Here is a 17,453-nt window from a genome sequence, read left to right as displayed (position 1 = left end):
TAAAACAAAAATTATGAAAAAACAATTACTTTTTACAGCAACCTTACTTTTTGCTGCTATTTTTACTTACGCACAAAATACTTGGTATGATTTTGATGGTGGGGTGACTGACGTTTCAATAACTACTGCAACAAATTGTACGGACTGTACAATTTCAACTGTAGCCAATCCTGATGCTGGTGATACAGCAAATGCTACAAATGTAACTTTACTGGAGTTGGCTGCTGCCAGTCCTGGCGAGGCTTCTAACAGAGGTTTTATTATTAATTTCCCTACTGGCAAAGGTATTAATGATGCAGATGTAAATGGATTAACTGTTACCTTACGAATATACTTAAATAGTTTCGACAATTATTCTAACTTTGATAATGCTGAACGTTTTAGATTTTATTTGGCTTCTTCTAGTGGTATGACTTCTACCCAAGAACAAATTAATTTTGTTTCAGGAGATACTGGCGTTTGGAAAGATTATACATTTACTTACAATGCCACTGCTACCGGATTTATAGATTCAGCTGAGATTAGACTGATTGGCCAAGCAGCAAGATTCACGAACTTGGATAACGGATTAAAAATTTATATTGATACTATTACAGCTACTTTACCTTTAACTTCAGACACTAGTTTATCTACAAATGAAATTAATTCACAAGAAGCAAAAATTTCTACTTATCCTAACCCTGTAGTAAACAGTTTTCAAATAAATTCTAGTGTAAACGTTGAAAATGTGAAATTATACAATATTACTGGTCGTTTGTTAAAAACATTTACAGCAAAATCTAATTACGATATTAATGATTTGGCAACAGGAATTTACATTGCCAATATCAAAACCGATTCAGGTTCAAAAACCTTAAAGATTGTAAAAAAATAATCTATCATTACTTACATTATAAAAAAAGTTCCTTAGTTTAATTAAAAACTAAGGAACTTTTTTGTTTTATCCACAACGCCACATAAGGGGCGTTTAAAAAAAATGGAACTTACTTTTTAACGAAAGCTACCTTATTCCTTTAATAACTTTAAACTTGTTTTACTGCCATCTTTAAACATAACTTGTAATACATACAAACCTGTTTTTAGATTTGATATATCTATATCTTTATGCTGATTAGTAAATTCGTATGCCTTTGAACCATATAAATTATACAATACTCCAGATTCTACAGCTTTACTTAGACTAAAAGTTCCTTTAACCGGGTTAGGATATAACTTAAGATCTTGCGCCTTATCTTTCACATCATCAACCCCTAAAAATTCTGCAACATGAAATGTAAGATCATAAACCCTAAATCTTGGAGTTAACCCATCAGGACTAGTATTACTAAGCGCGGTCGTTATAATTTCTAATTCTTGACTGGCATTTGTAAATGTTATAGGTTCTACAAAATCAAATTCAACATCGTCTGCAGTACGTGTACTTGTATAATTAAAGGTTTGTGTATTATCTCCTATAGTTACATCAAATTCTACAACATCAGCCTCTTGAGATCTAATTCCAAATGTAATTTTACTAACCACCACAGATTTTCCAGTCGTAGATTTTACAAGAAACCTAGCTCCATCGCCGCCACCTGCTGTTCTCATTTGTAGATAGCTACCACCACCATTTATGGTTGTATTACCAATTAATTCAGAATGGTCAGTACCAGGATTAAACAATTGCTCTGTATCGGTATCATTAAGGGTTATCTGTGTAATAGAAATTATTTCAACCTCTTCTGATAACACTAAGAAATTGTTTTCATCAATCATATTAAAAACAATTGCAATAGCTGTTTCTGGAACATCTGCTGTTATTACATTACCATTTATAGTCGTTGCTAAAGATTCGAACCATTCCTCTTTAGCCCCCTCTTCTTTATAAAGTAACGTTGCTGTACTAATAGTGGCTTTACCAGAAGTGTTTTCAATAATGGCTGTAGCCACATTAGTATCTTGGTTATAAGATGCTGATGTTACTGCAGGAACAAGATCTTGATTTGGCAGTGGCCCATCAGCTTCAGCGTAATCGGGATTCCACGTTGGATACTTAGCATTATTATCTAATAAAAACGTTTCTAAGGCAGCTATCATATCGTTTTTTATATCTACAGGCATTGTACTTATAACGTCTATAGATTCCTCAATATCAACAAAATTATCACCTCCATTATACAACTGGTAAGCTTCGTAAGCACCGTCTACATATCTTTTATATAATTTATAGTTCCCTCTTCTTATTGCCGATTTAGATTTACCATCCTCAGCGTTAGGGTAATGCCAAAATAAATCCGTTCTTTCAGCACCGTTATTATCCTCAACTATAGTAGCTTCTCCTTTTAATAGAGGGCTTAAATCAACTCCATCAAAATCGTCAAATATAGTATTGGCTACAGTAGTTCCTGTTAAGGATAAAATGGTAGGAAAAAAATCTAAACCATTAACAACATTATCAAATTCATTTACTGGAATATTAGGACCTGTTACTACTAAAGGCACACGAATACCTCCTTCTTTTGAACTTGTTTTACCTAAATCTAAAGGAAAATTATCTGCAACTATTTCATCTCCATCATTTTCGGAAGCGCCATTGTCAGATGAAAATATAATATATGTGGTTTCAAATAATTTTTTCCCTGGATTTCTTGGGTCGTCTGTGGCTTTTAAATAATCTACTACTTTACCTAAACTCCAATCTAAAGTTCCAATCATGGCTCCATAATATGGATTTGTTTGGCCTCCAGTGGTAATATCCGTATCTGAAGTGGGAACCGGAATACCTAATTTTTCACAGTAATAGCTTAACAACGCTAAATCTCTAGTTTGAATAGGTGTATGAACTAACCAGGTAGCCATATATAAGAAAAACGGCTCCGACTTGTTAGCTTCCATAAATGCCAACGCTTCTTCTGTTACAGAATCAAGTGGTCTTCCATCTGCATCAATCCTATATGGGTCATCTGCAGCATCAGTGGCATAACCTTCCCATCTGTTCCCCATGTTTTGATGCATACCTCTACTTGTAAATTGAGAATCGAAACCTTGATGTATAGCTTCAGGGAATCCGTTGGCACCTTCTACATGCCACTTTCCAACGTGTGACGAAACATATCCAGCATCACTAAGTGCCTCAGCAATTGTAAATTCGTCAACATCTAATCTTAACGGGTAATAAGGCCCTATTAATTTATTATGAGCTTGAGCTTTTTTAAGGCCAGGTAAAGCCCCTCCAGACACCTGGGTTACTTCTGTTTTAACAGGGTGCCTACCACTTAACATAGCAGCTCTTGATGGTGCACAAGTAGGTGCAGGAGAATACGCTTGTGAAAATTTAGCGCCTTCTGCAGCTAAACTTTCCATATTTGGCGTTTCCCAAAGCACAGGTTCTCCAACATTATTCAAATTGGTATCTTGCCAACCTAAATCATCTGCATAAAATATTACAATATTTGGCTTAACAAGATCTTGCCCATATATCTGTGGTAAAAAATATAAACTAAATAAAAAAAGTAATGTAGTGTTTCTCATCGTGGTATTATTTTGAACAAAGATAGAATTTATGAAGAGCTTAGTTTTGCTGATTTCAACCAAAAATTTATTTATAAAGGTCATTAACATAAATAGCACATAGTATTTTACTTTCTGTATTTAACTAAATTTATAAGAGTATTGAACTATGTTAGATATAACGCCTAGGTTAAAAAAAAAGGTACACCACTTTTGGCAACCTATCCAATAAACTTTTTTCGATTAATTTAAACTCCAGTTTAGCATGTTTAACTACAGGTTATTTAGAAACTACTATTTTTTGAGTAATGCTAAGATTATTACCATTAAAAAGGTTTACAAAATAAAGCCCCGATTTTAATGAAGACAAATTTAATTGTGTTGACGAAGTCCCATTATCCCATACTTTTTTTATGACTATAGTTCCCAAAACGTTTACAACGGTTATGTAATTTACATCGGTAGTTTTTCTAGAAATTGTTAACTCATTAACGACAGGATTAGGATAAAATTTAACTTGTAATGTATTGGTAAAAGCAGTCGTAGATAATGTAGACTCACCAACAAGATAGGCGCCTTCAGGTCTTTCATAAGGTGCATAATCCGGAACAGGATTAGACAAAAGTCTATCATTTATAGCTTTCATAATAGCCAATTCTTCAGCCATCATATAGCCCTTACCGCTACCAATATCATCTATAGTTGTTGCAAATGTAACACCGGCTTTTGCATCCACAAGGTTTTTAGCAAACCTGTAGGCATCTTCAGTACCAAACATTAAGTTTGCTGAAGACACATGCCATTTATCTCGCATTGGAAACCAAGCATGTTTTAATACGGTATTTCCTTTATAGATGGACCAAGGATTTTCTACCATTGCTGGTATTGTAAACTCTTCATAAGCCCAAGAATTTGGTGGTGCTCCTTGTCCTAATGGCGTTACATGTCCACTTGTAAAGTCCTGATAGCTATTAACGCCTTCAAAACTTACAATTTTGTAATCAGTTGCATCTTCATCGTTAATACCGTCGGAATCTACTTTTATAAATTCATCATTTTCATCTGTAAAATAAGCTCCATTTGGAGATGCTGAAATTACACATCCAGGGTCTGCATCTCTAATCATTTGAACAAAATCTTCTATATGACCATCATCGTCTAGTTCTGCAGTGGTATCTAACCAATAACCATCGGCATAATCTTTAATTTTAAGTATAAACCCTTCAATTAAATCTCTGTAGGCTAAGTATTCATCTCCACCAAAATTATTGGTATAATAATTAATCCAAGCCGCTTCAATATCTGCGCCATCATCTATGGCTCTGTCTAAATAATTGGTAGAGATATACAAAATTACTTTTTTGCCAGAGTCTTTAAATTTTTGCATCACATCATAAATAATAGCTTCATTAGCTGCACTAGGTACTAGGGCTTCATGTATATCTACAACAACGTTCACATTAGCGTTTTCCCTTAGTGTAAAATAATGTGAATGCGCAAAGTAAGACAAGTTTGTAATAATATGTCCTGTAGCAGGAAGCTCGTCCACAACTTGTTGAGCACCAGCAGGGAGGTTATAACCTCCAGCAACTTCAGAGTCCAATCGTTCTCCGCCATAAACAGGAAAGGTAACACCCCAAGAACCTGATAACCACGCTGCTGTTTGTTGAGCTACTTCTACTTGTTGTTCTGATGTTCCTTTAATAGTATCAATATAATAGGTCGCTGCAGGTTCGGAAATACTGCCGGTTGCAAAACCAATTTTAATTTGATCATAACCATTGGCATTTATGATCTCCTCTGGAATATCAGTTCCATTAAAATCAAACGTAAAAGACTCCCATGCTTGTCCAACTGTAAAATTTAACTGTTTATAGGTCTGTGGTCCTCCTTTAGAATTAACAAAATACACTCTAAGTTTTGAGTTGTTTTTAGTTAACAACTCCGTAGCCAAATCGATATAGGCTTTAATGGTTACCGTATAACCCGAAAAATCATTTACAGGTCTGTATAAATCGAATTGTAAAAAAGACTTTAAGCCTTCATCTCGGTTAAATTTAGAAACAATGGCATTTGTATTAACCCCTGAATTATTAGGGTTTGTAACATCTGTAAAAAAAGATCCTGCTGTTGTACTTTCAAATTCTATTTGGTATGTATTTGTTTCATTTTCATACCATAGAAACTGGGCATTGGAAACTTGAAAGAATGAAAATAAAAATAAGAAAAGATGTAAAGATTTATTCATTTTTAATAAGTTAGCTTCTAAATTTTAAACCAAAGATACATAGTTAATAGGGAATCGTGTTTCTTTAAACAGTCAAATACTTGCTCTAAAACATCATTTGTAATTAACTAATCTAAAATTATTTAATTCTTAAAAGGGTCTTTTATCATCAATAATATAAAGTGTGTAATTGTAACGTGTGGGGATGTTTGTTTTAAACATATAAAAAAAGTTCTTAGTTAAATATTTAACTAAGAACTTTTTTTCATGTAATCTTATTATACGAATAACCTATTGTTTTTTAAGAAAACGCAAAGTCTTTTTTGTTCCCCCTCTAATTGTGCATAAAACATATACAAACTTGTTAATGAACTTAAAACACTAAACAGCGTATATGCTTTATTTTTTTACAGCTATACTCTAATTGTTATCATAGTAGCTGAATTAATTTGTCTAGACAACTTCTTAAATATTTTCTATATTGTTAGATAATAATTTTAAAGCATTACTTTCCAATGACTTTTAATCTATAAGTTAGAAGTAATCGTATCAATATAAAATTCAAGACCATTATCTAGATTTGTAAATTTATTACCTATTAGTCTAATTTCTCCACTAATTATATCTGATGTTAGGGCACCACCTGTAGGTGTTCCTGTAAAATCAAATTCCATAGTATGCCATCCAGCTTCGTTTGATTCAACAAAATTACCTTGTACTTGTTGTTCATTAACTCCATCACTTAAATAGAATCTAATACGCTTATTACTATCAAAATTACTAATATCATTGTAACTAGGCCAGTACATGCGTACGGTTACTATTAAATTAGCATAATCGGCTAGTGTAACACCCTCTCCGTCTTTGAAATCAAAATCAAGACTTTTGTTTCCACTACCAGAAGCAGAACCTATAGTCCATTTTGTTACATTCGTAGCTTCTGCATCTGCAGTATCAGGGTTTGCCACTGTTGCTACAGAACAGTCTGTACAAGCGGTTGATACTGTTAAATTTGTAATTGAATTGTCTACATCAAGCCATGTGTTTAGTGTAGGTTCAGGTGCAATACCATCTTTATTAATAGTTACTTTTGATAACCTAAAAATAGGATTTGTTGTATTACCTTCAGTTAACATCTGATCTAGTGTAATAGTAACCGTAAGCGTTGTGCCTGAAACAAGTGAAATAGTTGATGCAAATTCAAAATCGAGAGCTGGAGCACTACCACCATCAACAGTTGATGTCGCTTCATAAGAAAAAGGTGTGTCTGGATAACCTGTAACAGAAACTGTACCTGTAACGCTACCTTTTGCTCTTTTTGCTAATTCTAAATTTAAAGTAGCTTCAATTGCAGTAGCTGAATTTGTAGTTAAGTCAAAAGTAAAAACTGCAGTGGCACCATCATCACTAGGATCTTCAGTAGCAACACCTATAAAATTTTTGTTTTCTACAAGTATACCTGTACCTCCCACGGCTATAACATTAGTATTAAGATCATCTGTATCTTCTATTCCTACATTGAATGTTTGACTATTCTCTCCTGTTTCATTAAATGATATTTTTGGGTTAAATGTGTATACAACATCACTGAAATAAATTCTATCGTATCCTGTTAATTCAACGCCACTATTATTAACAACCTTAACTTCTACTAAAAAACTTTCAACGTCTAATAGTGCTTTCTCATCTAATCTAAGTTTTGTCGCTGAAATTTTATACTCTAAATTATTGTTTTCAGTTGCTGTAATAGATGGTATAATAACATTATCTAAATCACTTGCATTTTCTCCTTCACTAGGTTCTGTTTTAGGAGGTGTATACGGAACTCCTATTTCATCTACAAAACGAACGGATGTAGATTGGTAATCTCCAGATTGAATGGTTACTGTAATTTCATTATCAATAGATTGAGTATCATTGTCAATTGTAAAATTCGTGAATTGATTAGGAATTTCAGGAGACTCGTATTTATTATCTATATCCGTTGAACAGGATATGCTTAATAGTAGTACTAGAATAGCTGAAATATACTTGATTGTTTTCATAAAGTTTAAATTAGTATTAATGTTTTATCAAATATCTTGTAATTATAGGAAAAGACAATTCTTTATTCGGTCAAATGCTTGCTCTTTTTTTGCATTGGTAATATTTAGTAGTTAAATAGCCCATTAAATCATTTAGAAGGCTTTTTTGGACTTCTCGAGTTTTTAATTAAAAATTATAGCACAAAAAAAACAAAATTTAAAAAAGAAGCCCATAAACCTTGCTTAAAACGGCATTTGTGGTTAACTAATTTAATACTTAAAGTAGATTTATCTCTATTTTAAATTTTCTTATTCCGAAAAAGGCACTTCATTTAATATCATTAATTTGAAGCTTCCATCATCCTGTTGCTCAACCATCCAAATACTAGTATTTGTTATTTACCGAAAGTGATTTACAGGTTTTTTCAGGAATTGAAATGTTAATTTTATTTAAAGTCAATTAGTCTCCAGACCTATGTTATTACTACTTTTTCAATTTAATGATTAGATTTCTTCTTCTTAGAATTTTTATTATTAGAGTTCTTCTTTTTAGCCCTATTCTTGTTTTCACTTTTCCATAAAATGATTTTATCTACATCATTTTTAGAAAATTCGCCTTTAGTACTTCTTCCTGTTTTAATGTCTAACTCTAGTTGCGTTAAAAGTCTTTCTGCAATTTCTGGATGTGATTCATATAAGTTATTAGTTTCGGCAGGATCCATTTCTAAATTATATAATTGTGCTTTAGGCATGTCTCGAGATTCGTTTTCTCTTGGAGTTGACCATCCACCAGAACCTTGGGCTAATAACAATTTCCAATTATCTAATCGATACCCAAAATGACCAGAAATTGAATGGTGTATCACGCCTGCTCTAGTACTTTTTATTTTTTTACCTTTTAATGCTGGTAAAAAACTCACACTGTCTTCCCCACTTTCGCTAGGAAGGTCCTCATTAGTAATATCTGAAAACGTTGCAAACATATCTGTTAAACAAATTAGTTCGTTACTTACCGTACCAGCTTTTACCATACTAGGCCATTTTACAATAAAAGGAATGCGATGTCCGCCGTCCCATAAATCTGATTTTGAACCACGATATCCAGCGCTTACAATATGTCCGTATTTCTCTAAATTAGGAATATCTGCCGCTTTAGACGTACCATTATCACTACTAAATATAACCAATGTGTTTTTAGATAAACCATTATCTTCAAGCGCTTTGGTTATAGCACCTACGGTAGCATCAGTTTGCATTACAAAATCTGCATAATCTCCCATTCCACTCTTACCTTGCCATTCTTTTGAAGGCAAAATTGGTGTATGTGGCGATCCTAAAGGCACATATAAGAAAAATGGCTTTCCATCTTTATTTTTAGCCTGACCTTCAATATATTCTACCGATTTTGTTGTTAAACGAGGCAACATATTAATTTCATCTTCGTGAAGAATAACTTCCCTATTTTCAATAACAGCCTTCATATCTCTAGCATGATGAAAACCATGATAGTAATCAAAACCTCTATCGATAGGGCCATCCGGAATTGTAGCCCCAACTGGAGGCAACTGTTTTTTCGATTCTTTTACAATTGGTAATCCTGAAATAGGATCTAAATATTGAAAATTAAGGTGCCATTTTCCAATTAAGGCTGTGTTATAGCCTTGACTCCCAAGAAAATCGCCAATAGTTGGACGGTTTTCCGTGATTAAATCTGGAGCAAAACCCTGCACCACACCGCTTTGCAATTTTGAACGCCAACTATAACGCCCAGTCATAATGCCGTAACGAGTAGGTGTACAAACTGATGAACCAGAGTGTGCATCTGTAAACACCATACCCTCGCGAGTTAATTGATCGATATGAGGTGTTTTAATTTTACTTGTTTCTGGTGCTAAACTTTGGACATCGCCATAGCCTAAATCATCACAAATTATAAAAACAATGTTAGGTTGTTCTGTGTTTTTTTGAGCATTTGATCCCCAAACTACAGACAATAACATTACCAAAATTAATCTCACATTAAAAAAACTCGATTTACTCATAATTACTTATTTATTTCAATTTTGTATGCTGTGTTTTAAAAATCCACATGCTACAAATTCATCTTTCTTACCTGTTTAGAACAATCCTTATTACAACTAAACGTCAATAGCTTTAATACCAAGTTCTATGCCAATACTTTAAATTAACGACATCAAAGTTAGTCCCAATTGGGCAATTGTATTTTCTCAATCTCGTCAAACATTTGCTCTAAACTACTCTATAATTTAATTATTAGCCACCAATAACTCCTTGGCTTTTTTACTACATTGTTTTCTAAAATAATCTAGTTGCTCTTTATACAATGGATTTAAAGCTAAGTTATTTTGTTCTTTTGGGTCATTTACAATATCAAACAACTCTTCGTAAATAGGAACTTCATTGGTATTTATAGTTTGTTCCGGCAAATACTTATTTCTATCATTTTCCTTACTAAATGATCTTATGTATTTAAATTCTTTAGTCCTAATACCTTCCTGTCTCGGATAGCCTTGATCTGTAAATAAATTTTCTAAAAAGACTTCTTCTCTCCACTCCGATGCGTTTTCTGCAATTAACGGTAGCATACTTTTACCTTGATATGTTTCTGGAATATCTATACCACACAGGTCTAAAATTGTTGCTGGAATATCTTGACCTACCACCAAATGATTTAAACGTTTTCCTTTTTCAGTATTCTTAAAGAATGGCGCATATACTATTAAAGGTACATGAACCGACTCATCATACAAAATGGTTTTACCACCAAGTCCGTGTTCGCCTAAAAACAAACCATTATCAGAACAAAATACAATGATAGTGTTTTCATCTTCATTAAGGTCTTTTAATAGTTTACGTAGGTTGCCCATAAATTGATCAATAGCATGGACAGCTCTATTCATTTTTAATTTATCATTCAACAATTTTTCTTTATTTGAAGTCACATAATATTTCATCAAATCTGATGTGGCATATACATTTTCGGGTAAGCTAATAGGTGCTGGATACCCATCAGGAAGTTCTAATTCTCGTTTCTTATCATTATAAAGTGTGGAATAAAATGAAGGATCAGTAGGTTTTGAGCCCATACCACCAATACTCGATGCATGTGGAAGATTAAAGTTAATCCATAAACTAAACGGTTTATTTGGGTCTCTTTTCTTTAAGCGTCCTTTTAATGAGCTATCAGCATTCTCGAAAAAATAATCTGTATCATTGCCTTGCTTTAAAAAGGCTTCGGTAGCCTCGAACAAGCCTTCAACTTGCGTTTTGTTTTTAAGGTTTGAAAACTCTTTATGCTTTTTGGCAGGATAAAACCCTAAATGTCCATTGCCATAATAGGTAAAATCTATGCCTTCCTTTAAAGGTGAATCATTTCGATCGGTAATTTTTGTATGATGCTTTCCAATAAACGCTGTGGCATATCCTGCATTTTTCATTTGCATTTGCCAACTGTTATTAAAAATAGCTTCAGAAATAAAATTATGAGACACGTTCGTAAACCCTATTTGGTTTTTTCGTTCCCATTGACTCGTAAAAATATTGGCACGACTAGGTCCGCAAATAGGACTTGTAATAAAGGCTTGATTAAAGAAAACACCTTCTTGTGCTAATTGATCAATATTTGGAGTTTCTGTTACTGGATCGCCTGTTATTCCTAAAGAATTAAAACGTTGATCATCTGTAAAAACAAAAATGACATTTGGTTTTTTCTTTTTATCGAATATATCTGGCTTTGTGATAAAAGAAGCACATCCAAGTATTATAATTGATGTTATACCAAATAAGGAAAACTTTTTAATTATATGTTTCATTGTTAATTTTTATAAAATTTATGCCCTGGTAAACGTTCAGTTTTAGTACCGAAGCCAAATAAATTTATTTCATCTTGATGCTTTGGTAATTCCTTAATCGATAAATCTACTTTTTTCAACTTTTTAGACACAATAATTACAGATTCACCTGCTTTTAAATCCACCAAATAAAACCCATCCTCATTCTTTTTTACGGTTATAGGTTTTCCGTGGACATAAAACTTAGGGTTTTCAAAATCGACCTGAACTTTACACGGGTTACCTTTTAAGCTTTTTATAGATACAAATTCTGTTTTTCCTTTAACCTTTTTAGCACTTACCAAAAATGCACCTTGAGTCCGTAACTTATGAAATGCCACATCTTCCCAATTTTTAGGACTTGCTGGAAAAACTTTAATGTTCCCTCCCCAACTTTGAAGCATCATATCATGTAAACTTGTTGCAAAAGATAAGGGACTTTCAATAACCGGATTACTTTTCCCTTCGGAATACATAGTTGTTGAGGATACATTTTTATGTTTAATTAGGAAATCTAAGTAATAATAAGCTTTCTCAGCATCGCCTAAACACGCGTACATAGAAGAAGCACCTGTAGCCGTATAACCTGTTACTGGCATAGCTTTTATGCCAATACCACTATTAAATGTAACATCTAACCAATGGTCTAGAGAGGTTCGTAATAGTTTTTTATCGGCTTCATTTTCTGGTGTAATAACCATTAAGGGATAAAAAGCTAACAAGTGAGAATAATGACGATGCGGTATTGCAAATGGAATGTCTTTACCAATTCTAAGTCCATTTTCGTCAATTTGAAACTCTACTAAGTTATCTAATAAATGTTGCCATTCTTTTAAAAGTGGGTCATTTAAATCATGCTGATTATTAATATCAATTAAAGTTTGACAACTCCACCGGATTAGCGCCAAAGTAAAATTAATATCTTCACCACGACCAGGTTTATATTCTGGCGACCAACTATATTTAATATGAATTTTGCCATCATTGGATTCTACAGGGTTGTCCTTGATATAATTAAGATAACTATTTACTGTCTTTTTTAAGATAGGAAACAGTTTATCGCGCATACGGATATCATCGCCAGCAAATTCACAATGTAACCAATAATCATTTAGCATCCACGCTAGCATATCTGGTACTTTAGCACCATTATAAGCTATTAAATCTTGTGGTAACAAGGCCGCTACGGCAGCACTATTCTTCCAACTTTTAGGGACATTATTTTCTAAATTCTCTGTGTACTTATCTATATTATTGGGTAAAGACTCACCAACAGACATTCTGTTAGCCGTTAAGTGTGTCCAGTAAATGAGTTGTACATTTAAATCGCCCCAAACCATAGGCCAAAACGTTTTATTATACCATGGTCCCATTAAGTCTAAAATTGGACCATTACCACGCATTGCAGATGCTAATTTATACATCTGTATCCAGTAAAAGGACTCTTTTTCTGCATCATTAATAGTTAAAAAACTTAGTGGATAATACGCATGCCACCATTTTTTATGCGAAGACATAAAACTATTGTTTTCCAATTGTTTTTCAGCATCTTCTAAATTTTTAGTAACAATCTCTAAAGAGTTATGCACAGGAAAACTATGATGAACACTCGTAATTAACTGTTGTTTTCCTTCTGGGTTTCCTGTAATTTTCCAACCTGTTGTGGTTTCTCCTCTTTTATCAAATAATGGTTGATAACAAAAATTATAACCATTTATAGTGCTAAAAGTTGGTTTTGGAGGCATTTCTAATTTTGTAGCCCGCATTTGATCCCACGTTCCGCCTTTAGGTCCGCCACCTTTTTGAAGCACCTCGTATACTGGTGGTATTGGGTCTTCTGGATGCCACGTAATTTCTACTTCTTCGTTAGTTGCCGTGGTTTCAAAAAAGATAACATCTGTACCACTATGCGTTAATCCCTTAATGTTATAAGAACCTTTAGACGTCGTAATCGTTCCCGTTAATTCTGCGTCCCATAAATTTAAACGCATATCCACTCCTGTAACTTCCCCTTTAGTTTTTAAATTGAAATGTCCCAAGGGTAACCTACCACGTTTTATCCATAACATTTCTTCTGCCTTTGTTTTAGCTTCTCTATGATCGTAATAATCATGTCGACCAACATAAACTGACATGGTATTATCACCTTCAGATTTGGTTTGATAAAAAAGAAATCCCACATTACCATTACCCGAATATGGAGCCGTTTGCCATTTGTCTGGAACGATATCCCATAGCATATCATGCTTTGATAAAAAAGATTCATAATCCACCTTAAAATCTACAGTTTGAGCATTAAAACTGCAATTATAAAAGAGCACAAGAAATAAAAAACAATAAGATAGTTTAGGCATTTTCATAGTTGACTATTAGAATAATATTAAGCTAAATTATTTAACCTAAATGTATTTTGCTTTCTCTTTTCGCTCATAAACTTGCTAAATACGAGCATTAAGCAATACTTCTAATAAAACTAAAGCCTATTTAGTGTTTTATAAATTTTAAAAATTGACTTTCACCGTTTCGTGATAGACTTTTAAAAACATAAATGCCATCATTTAGTGTTGAAACATCATAAGTCGTTTGGTTGCCATTAAATTCTAAAATTTTCTGGCCGCTTAAATTATAAATGATTGCAGATTCAATTTCTATTGATAATTTAAAATTCTGGGTTACGGGATTCGGATATAAATTAAGGGTATTTTCTATAAAATTATTAGAATTAACGCTTAATGTTTCACTAACTAAATAAGCACCTTCAGGTCTTACATAAGGTATAAAATCAGGTTTTGGAGACTGTAACATTCTATTGTTTATGTCCTCCATTATAGACATTTCATCATCAGAAATATAACCATTGGTTATGGTCGTACTCCAAGTAATAGCAGCTCCAGCATCGGTAAAGGTTCTTACAAAGCGATAGGCCTGTTCTACTTCAAAAATTAAATCGGCTCTAGCTACACTCCATTGTTGTCTGATAGGAGCAAAATAATGCTTTAAGGTTTGCTTACTACCATCATAAGTAGACCAAGGATTTTCTGTTATTAAAGGAAATGAAAATTCTTCATAGGCCCAAGAATTTGGTGGCGCCCCTTGTCCTAATGGCGTTGGATGCCCAGCGGTAAAATCCATATAAGGATCATTGGCTTCTAAGAAAAACACCTTATAATCTGTTGGATCGGCATCATCAGTTCCATCAGAATCCACTTGTATTCGAACCCCGTTTTCATCTTCTATATAAGATTTATCAAGATTAGTGGCCAAAGCAATATCTGGATCAACCTCTCTAATCATTGCAATAAAAGGGGCTACTTCTGATGCTGGTAAACTAGACAAATTATCTATCCAGTACCCATCAGCTAAACCTTTAAAACGTTCAAAATAACCTTTCGCTAAAGTTCGCCATGCTAAACCTTTATCCCCATTGTAAGGTGCAGTGTTGCAATAATTATCCCATGCCACTGTAATTTCAGCTTCTGTAGCGTCAACACTGCCTTGAATATTTGATGGTCCACCTGCATTAATATAAAGAATTACTTTTTTCCCTGAATTTTTAATAACATTAATAATATCAAGAATAATTTGTTCATTTTCCAACGAAGGCACCATGGCAGGATGAATTTCAGTAGCAACATCAACATACGGATTATCTCTTAAGGTATAAAAATAACCATGTGCAGGATGTGTAAAATTTGTAATAACATGACCTACTGCCGGTAAATTATCTACAATTTCTTGGGCGCCTGCAACCCAATCATAGTTGCTATCATCATCCAAATTATAACCTCCTGGCAAATTAAATCTCACCCCCCAAGAACCCGATAAAAAATCGGCTTTTGCAATGTTTGATACCTGAGCTGTTTGGTCGGTGGTACCAGAAATCGTATCAAAATAATATGTAGTTGTTAAACCCGTGCTATCACCATTTGCCAAACCAATCATTATCTGATCAAAACCTCCAGCTGTTGCAACATCATTAGCAATAGTTATATCTTCAAAATTAAAAGAAAAAGATTCCCAAGTGTCGCCTTCAGAAAATGCTAATTGCTCAAATATGCTACTTGTAGCTCCTATGGTTGAATTTCTAAGGTATAGTCGAATTCTTTGATTCTGTGTGTTTAAATCCTCGGTTTTAATAGATGTATAGGCCTTTAACGACACAGTATACGACGATAAATCTGTTATTGGATTGTTTAAATCAAACCGAATTATTGGATTTGTTTCACCATTACGTACAAATTTTGAAACTGTTGTATTTGAGTTTACACCATTTGTTTCGGGGTTCGTTTCACCAGTAGTAAAGGTTCCTTTGGTAGCAGTATTTAGAGTAATATGATTCGTATTACTCGAATTTTCATACCAAAGTGATTGGGCCTGAACAGCACCTATTCCTATAAATAAAAATAGAAATTTTAAATAGTTTATTATTTTCATGGGGTCTTTCTTTTTAGTTTTTTTTGAAATTTATTAAAGAAAACAAATACCATTTTCTTAATAAGCAGGATTTTTATTGACCATATATGCCAAAGAAATATTCATTAAAACTTTTACAAAAGTAATTATTAAATTGTTACTATGTTTGCCCTAATCAATCAATTACTAACTTTAATCGACCGGTTGAACTGTTTTAAATTGGGTTATATGATTTATTTTACATTATAAATGTGACACAAAATAATCTACTGTGGTTTGAATAATTGATTCTCGAGTTGGGATAATATCTGCGTTTACTTTTCGCCAATTATGACCTGCATTTCTAACAATTAATGTAGTTATAGCAGCGCCAATAGCTTTCGCTTTTTCATCCATATAATAGGCATGCTTTACAGGTATTGTGGTGTCCTTATCTCCTTGAATCATTAATAAAGGTGCACTATTTTTATGTAAATAATTAATTGGACTCATCTCCTTATAAAGCACTAATTTATCTTTAGGATTGGTGTTTGGTTTTGTTATTCTAGCACCAAATCTATCTTTTGAAATAGGACTATCATCATGATTAAATAAGCTTATGTTCTCAAAATCGCAAGGGCCATACCAAGACACGCCTGCAACCATTTTATAATTAAAGGAAGCCAAATCTGGATCTCCTTTTAAAACTTCTGGTTTAGCTAATAACAACATTTGTGAAATTTGACCACCAGCAGAATCCCCAAAAGAGAAAAAACGATTAGCGTCTACTCCTAAAATTTCGCTATGCTTTGACAAATAACGCAAAGCATCTTTACTATCTATTACACAATCTCGCATTGTGGTAGTTCCATTTTTTTTCCAAAGTCTGTAGCTAACAGACACTACACAAAATCCTTTTTCTAAAAGCGCCAAGTGTACGGTTTTAAATGACGCATTTGCTGCACCATGTTTGCTACCTGCTGCCCAGCCACCACCATGCGTATAAATAACAACTGGAAGTTTTTGACCTTCTTTTTTGTTTTTGGGATAGTAAATATCAAGATATAAATTTTCTTCTTTTGTTACTTTGTACAATACATTTAGTTTTCTGTCTCCTCCAAGATCTAAATAGGGAACTTTAAGTTCAGAGAATTCTTTTTTACTAATAGTATTATCATTATTTCTATCAAGATAGTTTAAACGTTTCCAATTTCTATCGTTTTCTTTTTCAATAAATCTTCCATCTTTATTTCTATCCAATTTCTCCCAAGATTTTTGGATGTAAATGTCCCGATACGCTCCTTTTGATTCATCATCGGTTTGAGAAAATCCTTCTGCTAAAGCAAATACCATAAAAAACATTAGAAGTATAAACTCTTTTTTTGATTCTTTTAAGTACATCATTTTGGTACTGAATATTAAAAGTTTCTAACTATTTCTTTTCCTATGTATATGTAAGCAATGACATTT

General features: G+C 33.2%; 9 protein-coding genes. 1 reads left to right on the top strand and 8 read right to left on the bottom strand.

What is annotated here, in order from left to right; genetic code table 11:
• Window positions 1-13 precede the first annotated feature (13 nt).
• Window positions 14-874: a T9SS type A sorting domain-containing protein gene (locus ABJM36_RS13420; RefSeq protein ID WP_348452009.1), complete on the top strand. Its 861-nt coding sequence runs from the start codon at window positions 14-16 to the stop codon at window positions 872-874.
• Between the two features lie 131 nt (window positions 875-1,005).
• Here the strand turns inward: ABJM36_RS13420 and ABJM36_RS13415 are convergent, their stop codons facing one another.
• From ABJM36_RS13415 to ABJM36_RS13380, 8 genes are all read right to left on the bottom strand, one after another.
• Complete coding sequence (locus ABJM36_RS13415; RefSeq protein WP_348452008.1) at window positions 1,006-3,510, bottom strand: sulfatase-like hydrolase/transferase; 2,505 nt, start codon at window positions 3,508-3,510, stop codon at window positions 1,006-1,008.
• 259 nt (window positions 3,511-3,769) lie between these two features.
• Window positions 3,770-5,737 carry a T9SS type A sorting domain-containing protein gene (locus ABJM36_RS13410; RefSeq protein WP_348452007.1) on the bottom strand — a complete coding sequence of 656 codons (1,968 nt, stop codon included), beginning with the start codon at window positions 5,735-5,737 and terminating at the stop codon, window positions 3,770-3,772.
• Window positions 5,738-6,243: 506 nt separating this feature from the next.
• The gene (locus ABJM36_RS13405; RefSeq protein ID WP_348452006.1) at window positions 6,244-7,761 is read right to left on the bottom strand and encodes a hypothetical protein; all 1,518 of its coding nucleotides are present in this window, start codon (window positions 7,759-7,761) and stop codon (window positions 6,244-6,246) included.
• A gap of 476 nt (window positions 7,762-8,237) precedes the next feature.
• Window positions 8,238-9,782 (bottom strand): arylsulfatase, encoded by a 1,545-nt coding sequence (locus ABJM36_RS13400; protein WP_348452005.1) that lies wholly within the window; start codon window positions 9,780-9,782, stop codon window positions 8,238-8,240.
• Window positions 9,783-10,007: 225 nt separating this feature from the next.
• Window positions 10,008-11,573, bottom strand: coding sequence for a sulfatase-like hydrolase/transferase (locus tag ABJM36_RS13395; RefSeq protein WP_348452004.1), 1,566 nt, complete (start codon window positions 11,571-11,573; stop codon window positions 10,008-10,010).
• Between the two features lie 2 nt (window positions 11,574-11,575).
• On the bottom strand, window positions 11,576-13,951 hold the full coding sequence (locus ABJM36_RS13390) for a glycoside hydrolase family 95-like protein (RefSeq protein ID WP_348452003.1): 2,376 nt from the start codon (window positions 13,949-13,951) through the stop codon (window positions 11,576-11,578).
• A 124-nt stretch (window positions 13,952-14,075) separates the two neighbouring features.
• Window positions 14,076-16,025 carry a T9SS type A sorting domain-containing protein gene (locus tag ABJM36_RS13385; RefSeq protein WP_348452002.1) on the bottom strand — a complete coding sequence of 650 codons (1,950 nt, stop codon included), beginning with the start codon at window positions 16,023-16,025 and terminating at the stop codon, window positions 14,076-14,078.
• Window positions 16,026-16,247: 222 nt separating this feature from the next.
• Entirely contained in the window at window positions 16,248-17,387 is a 1,140-nt protein-coding gene (locus tag ABJM36_RS13380) for an alpha/beta hydrolase (RefSeq protein ID WP_348452001.1), read from the bottom strand.
• Window positions 17,388-17,453: the final 66 nt, after the last annotated feature.

Origin of the sequence: Algibacter sp., from assembly GCF_039977455.1 — a bacterium.
GTDB lineage: Bacteria > Bacteroidota > Bacteroidia > Flavobacteriales > Flavobacteriaceae > Algibacter_B.
Note: the sequence above shows the minus strand (reverse complement) of the source record. Positions and strands in the feature narration are given on the sequence as shown.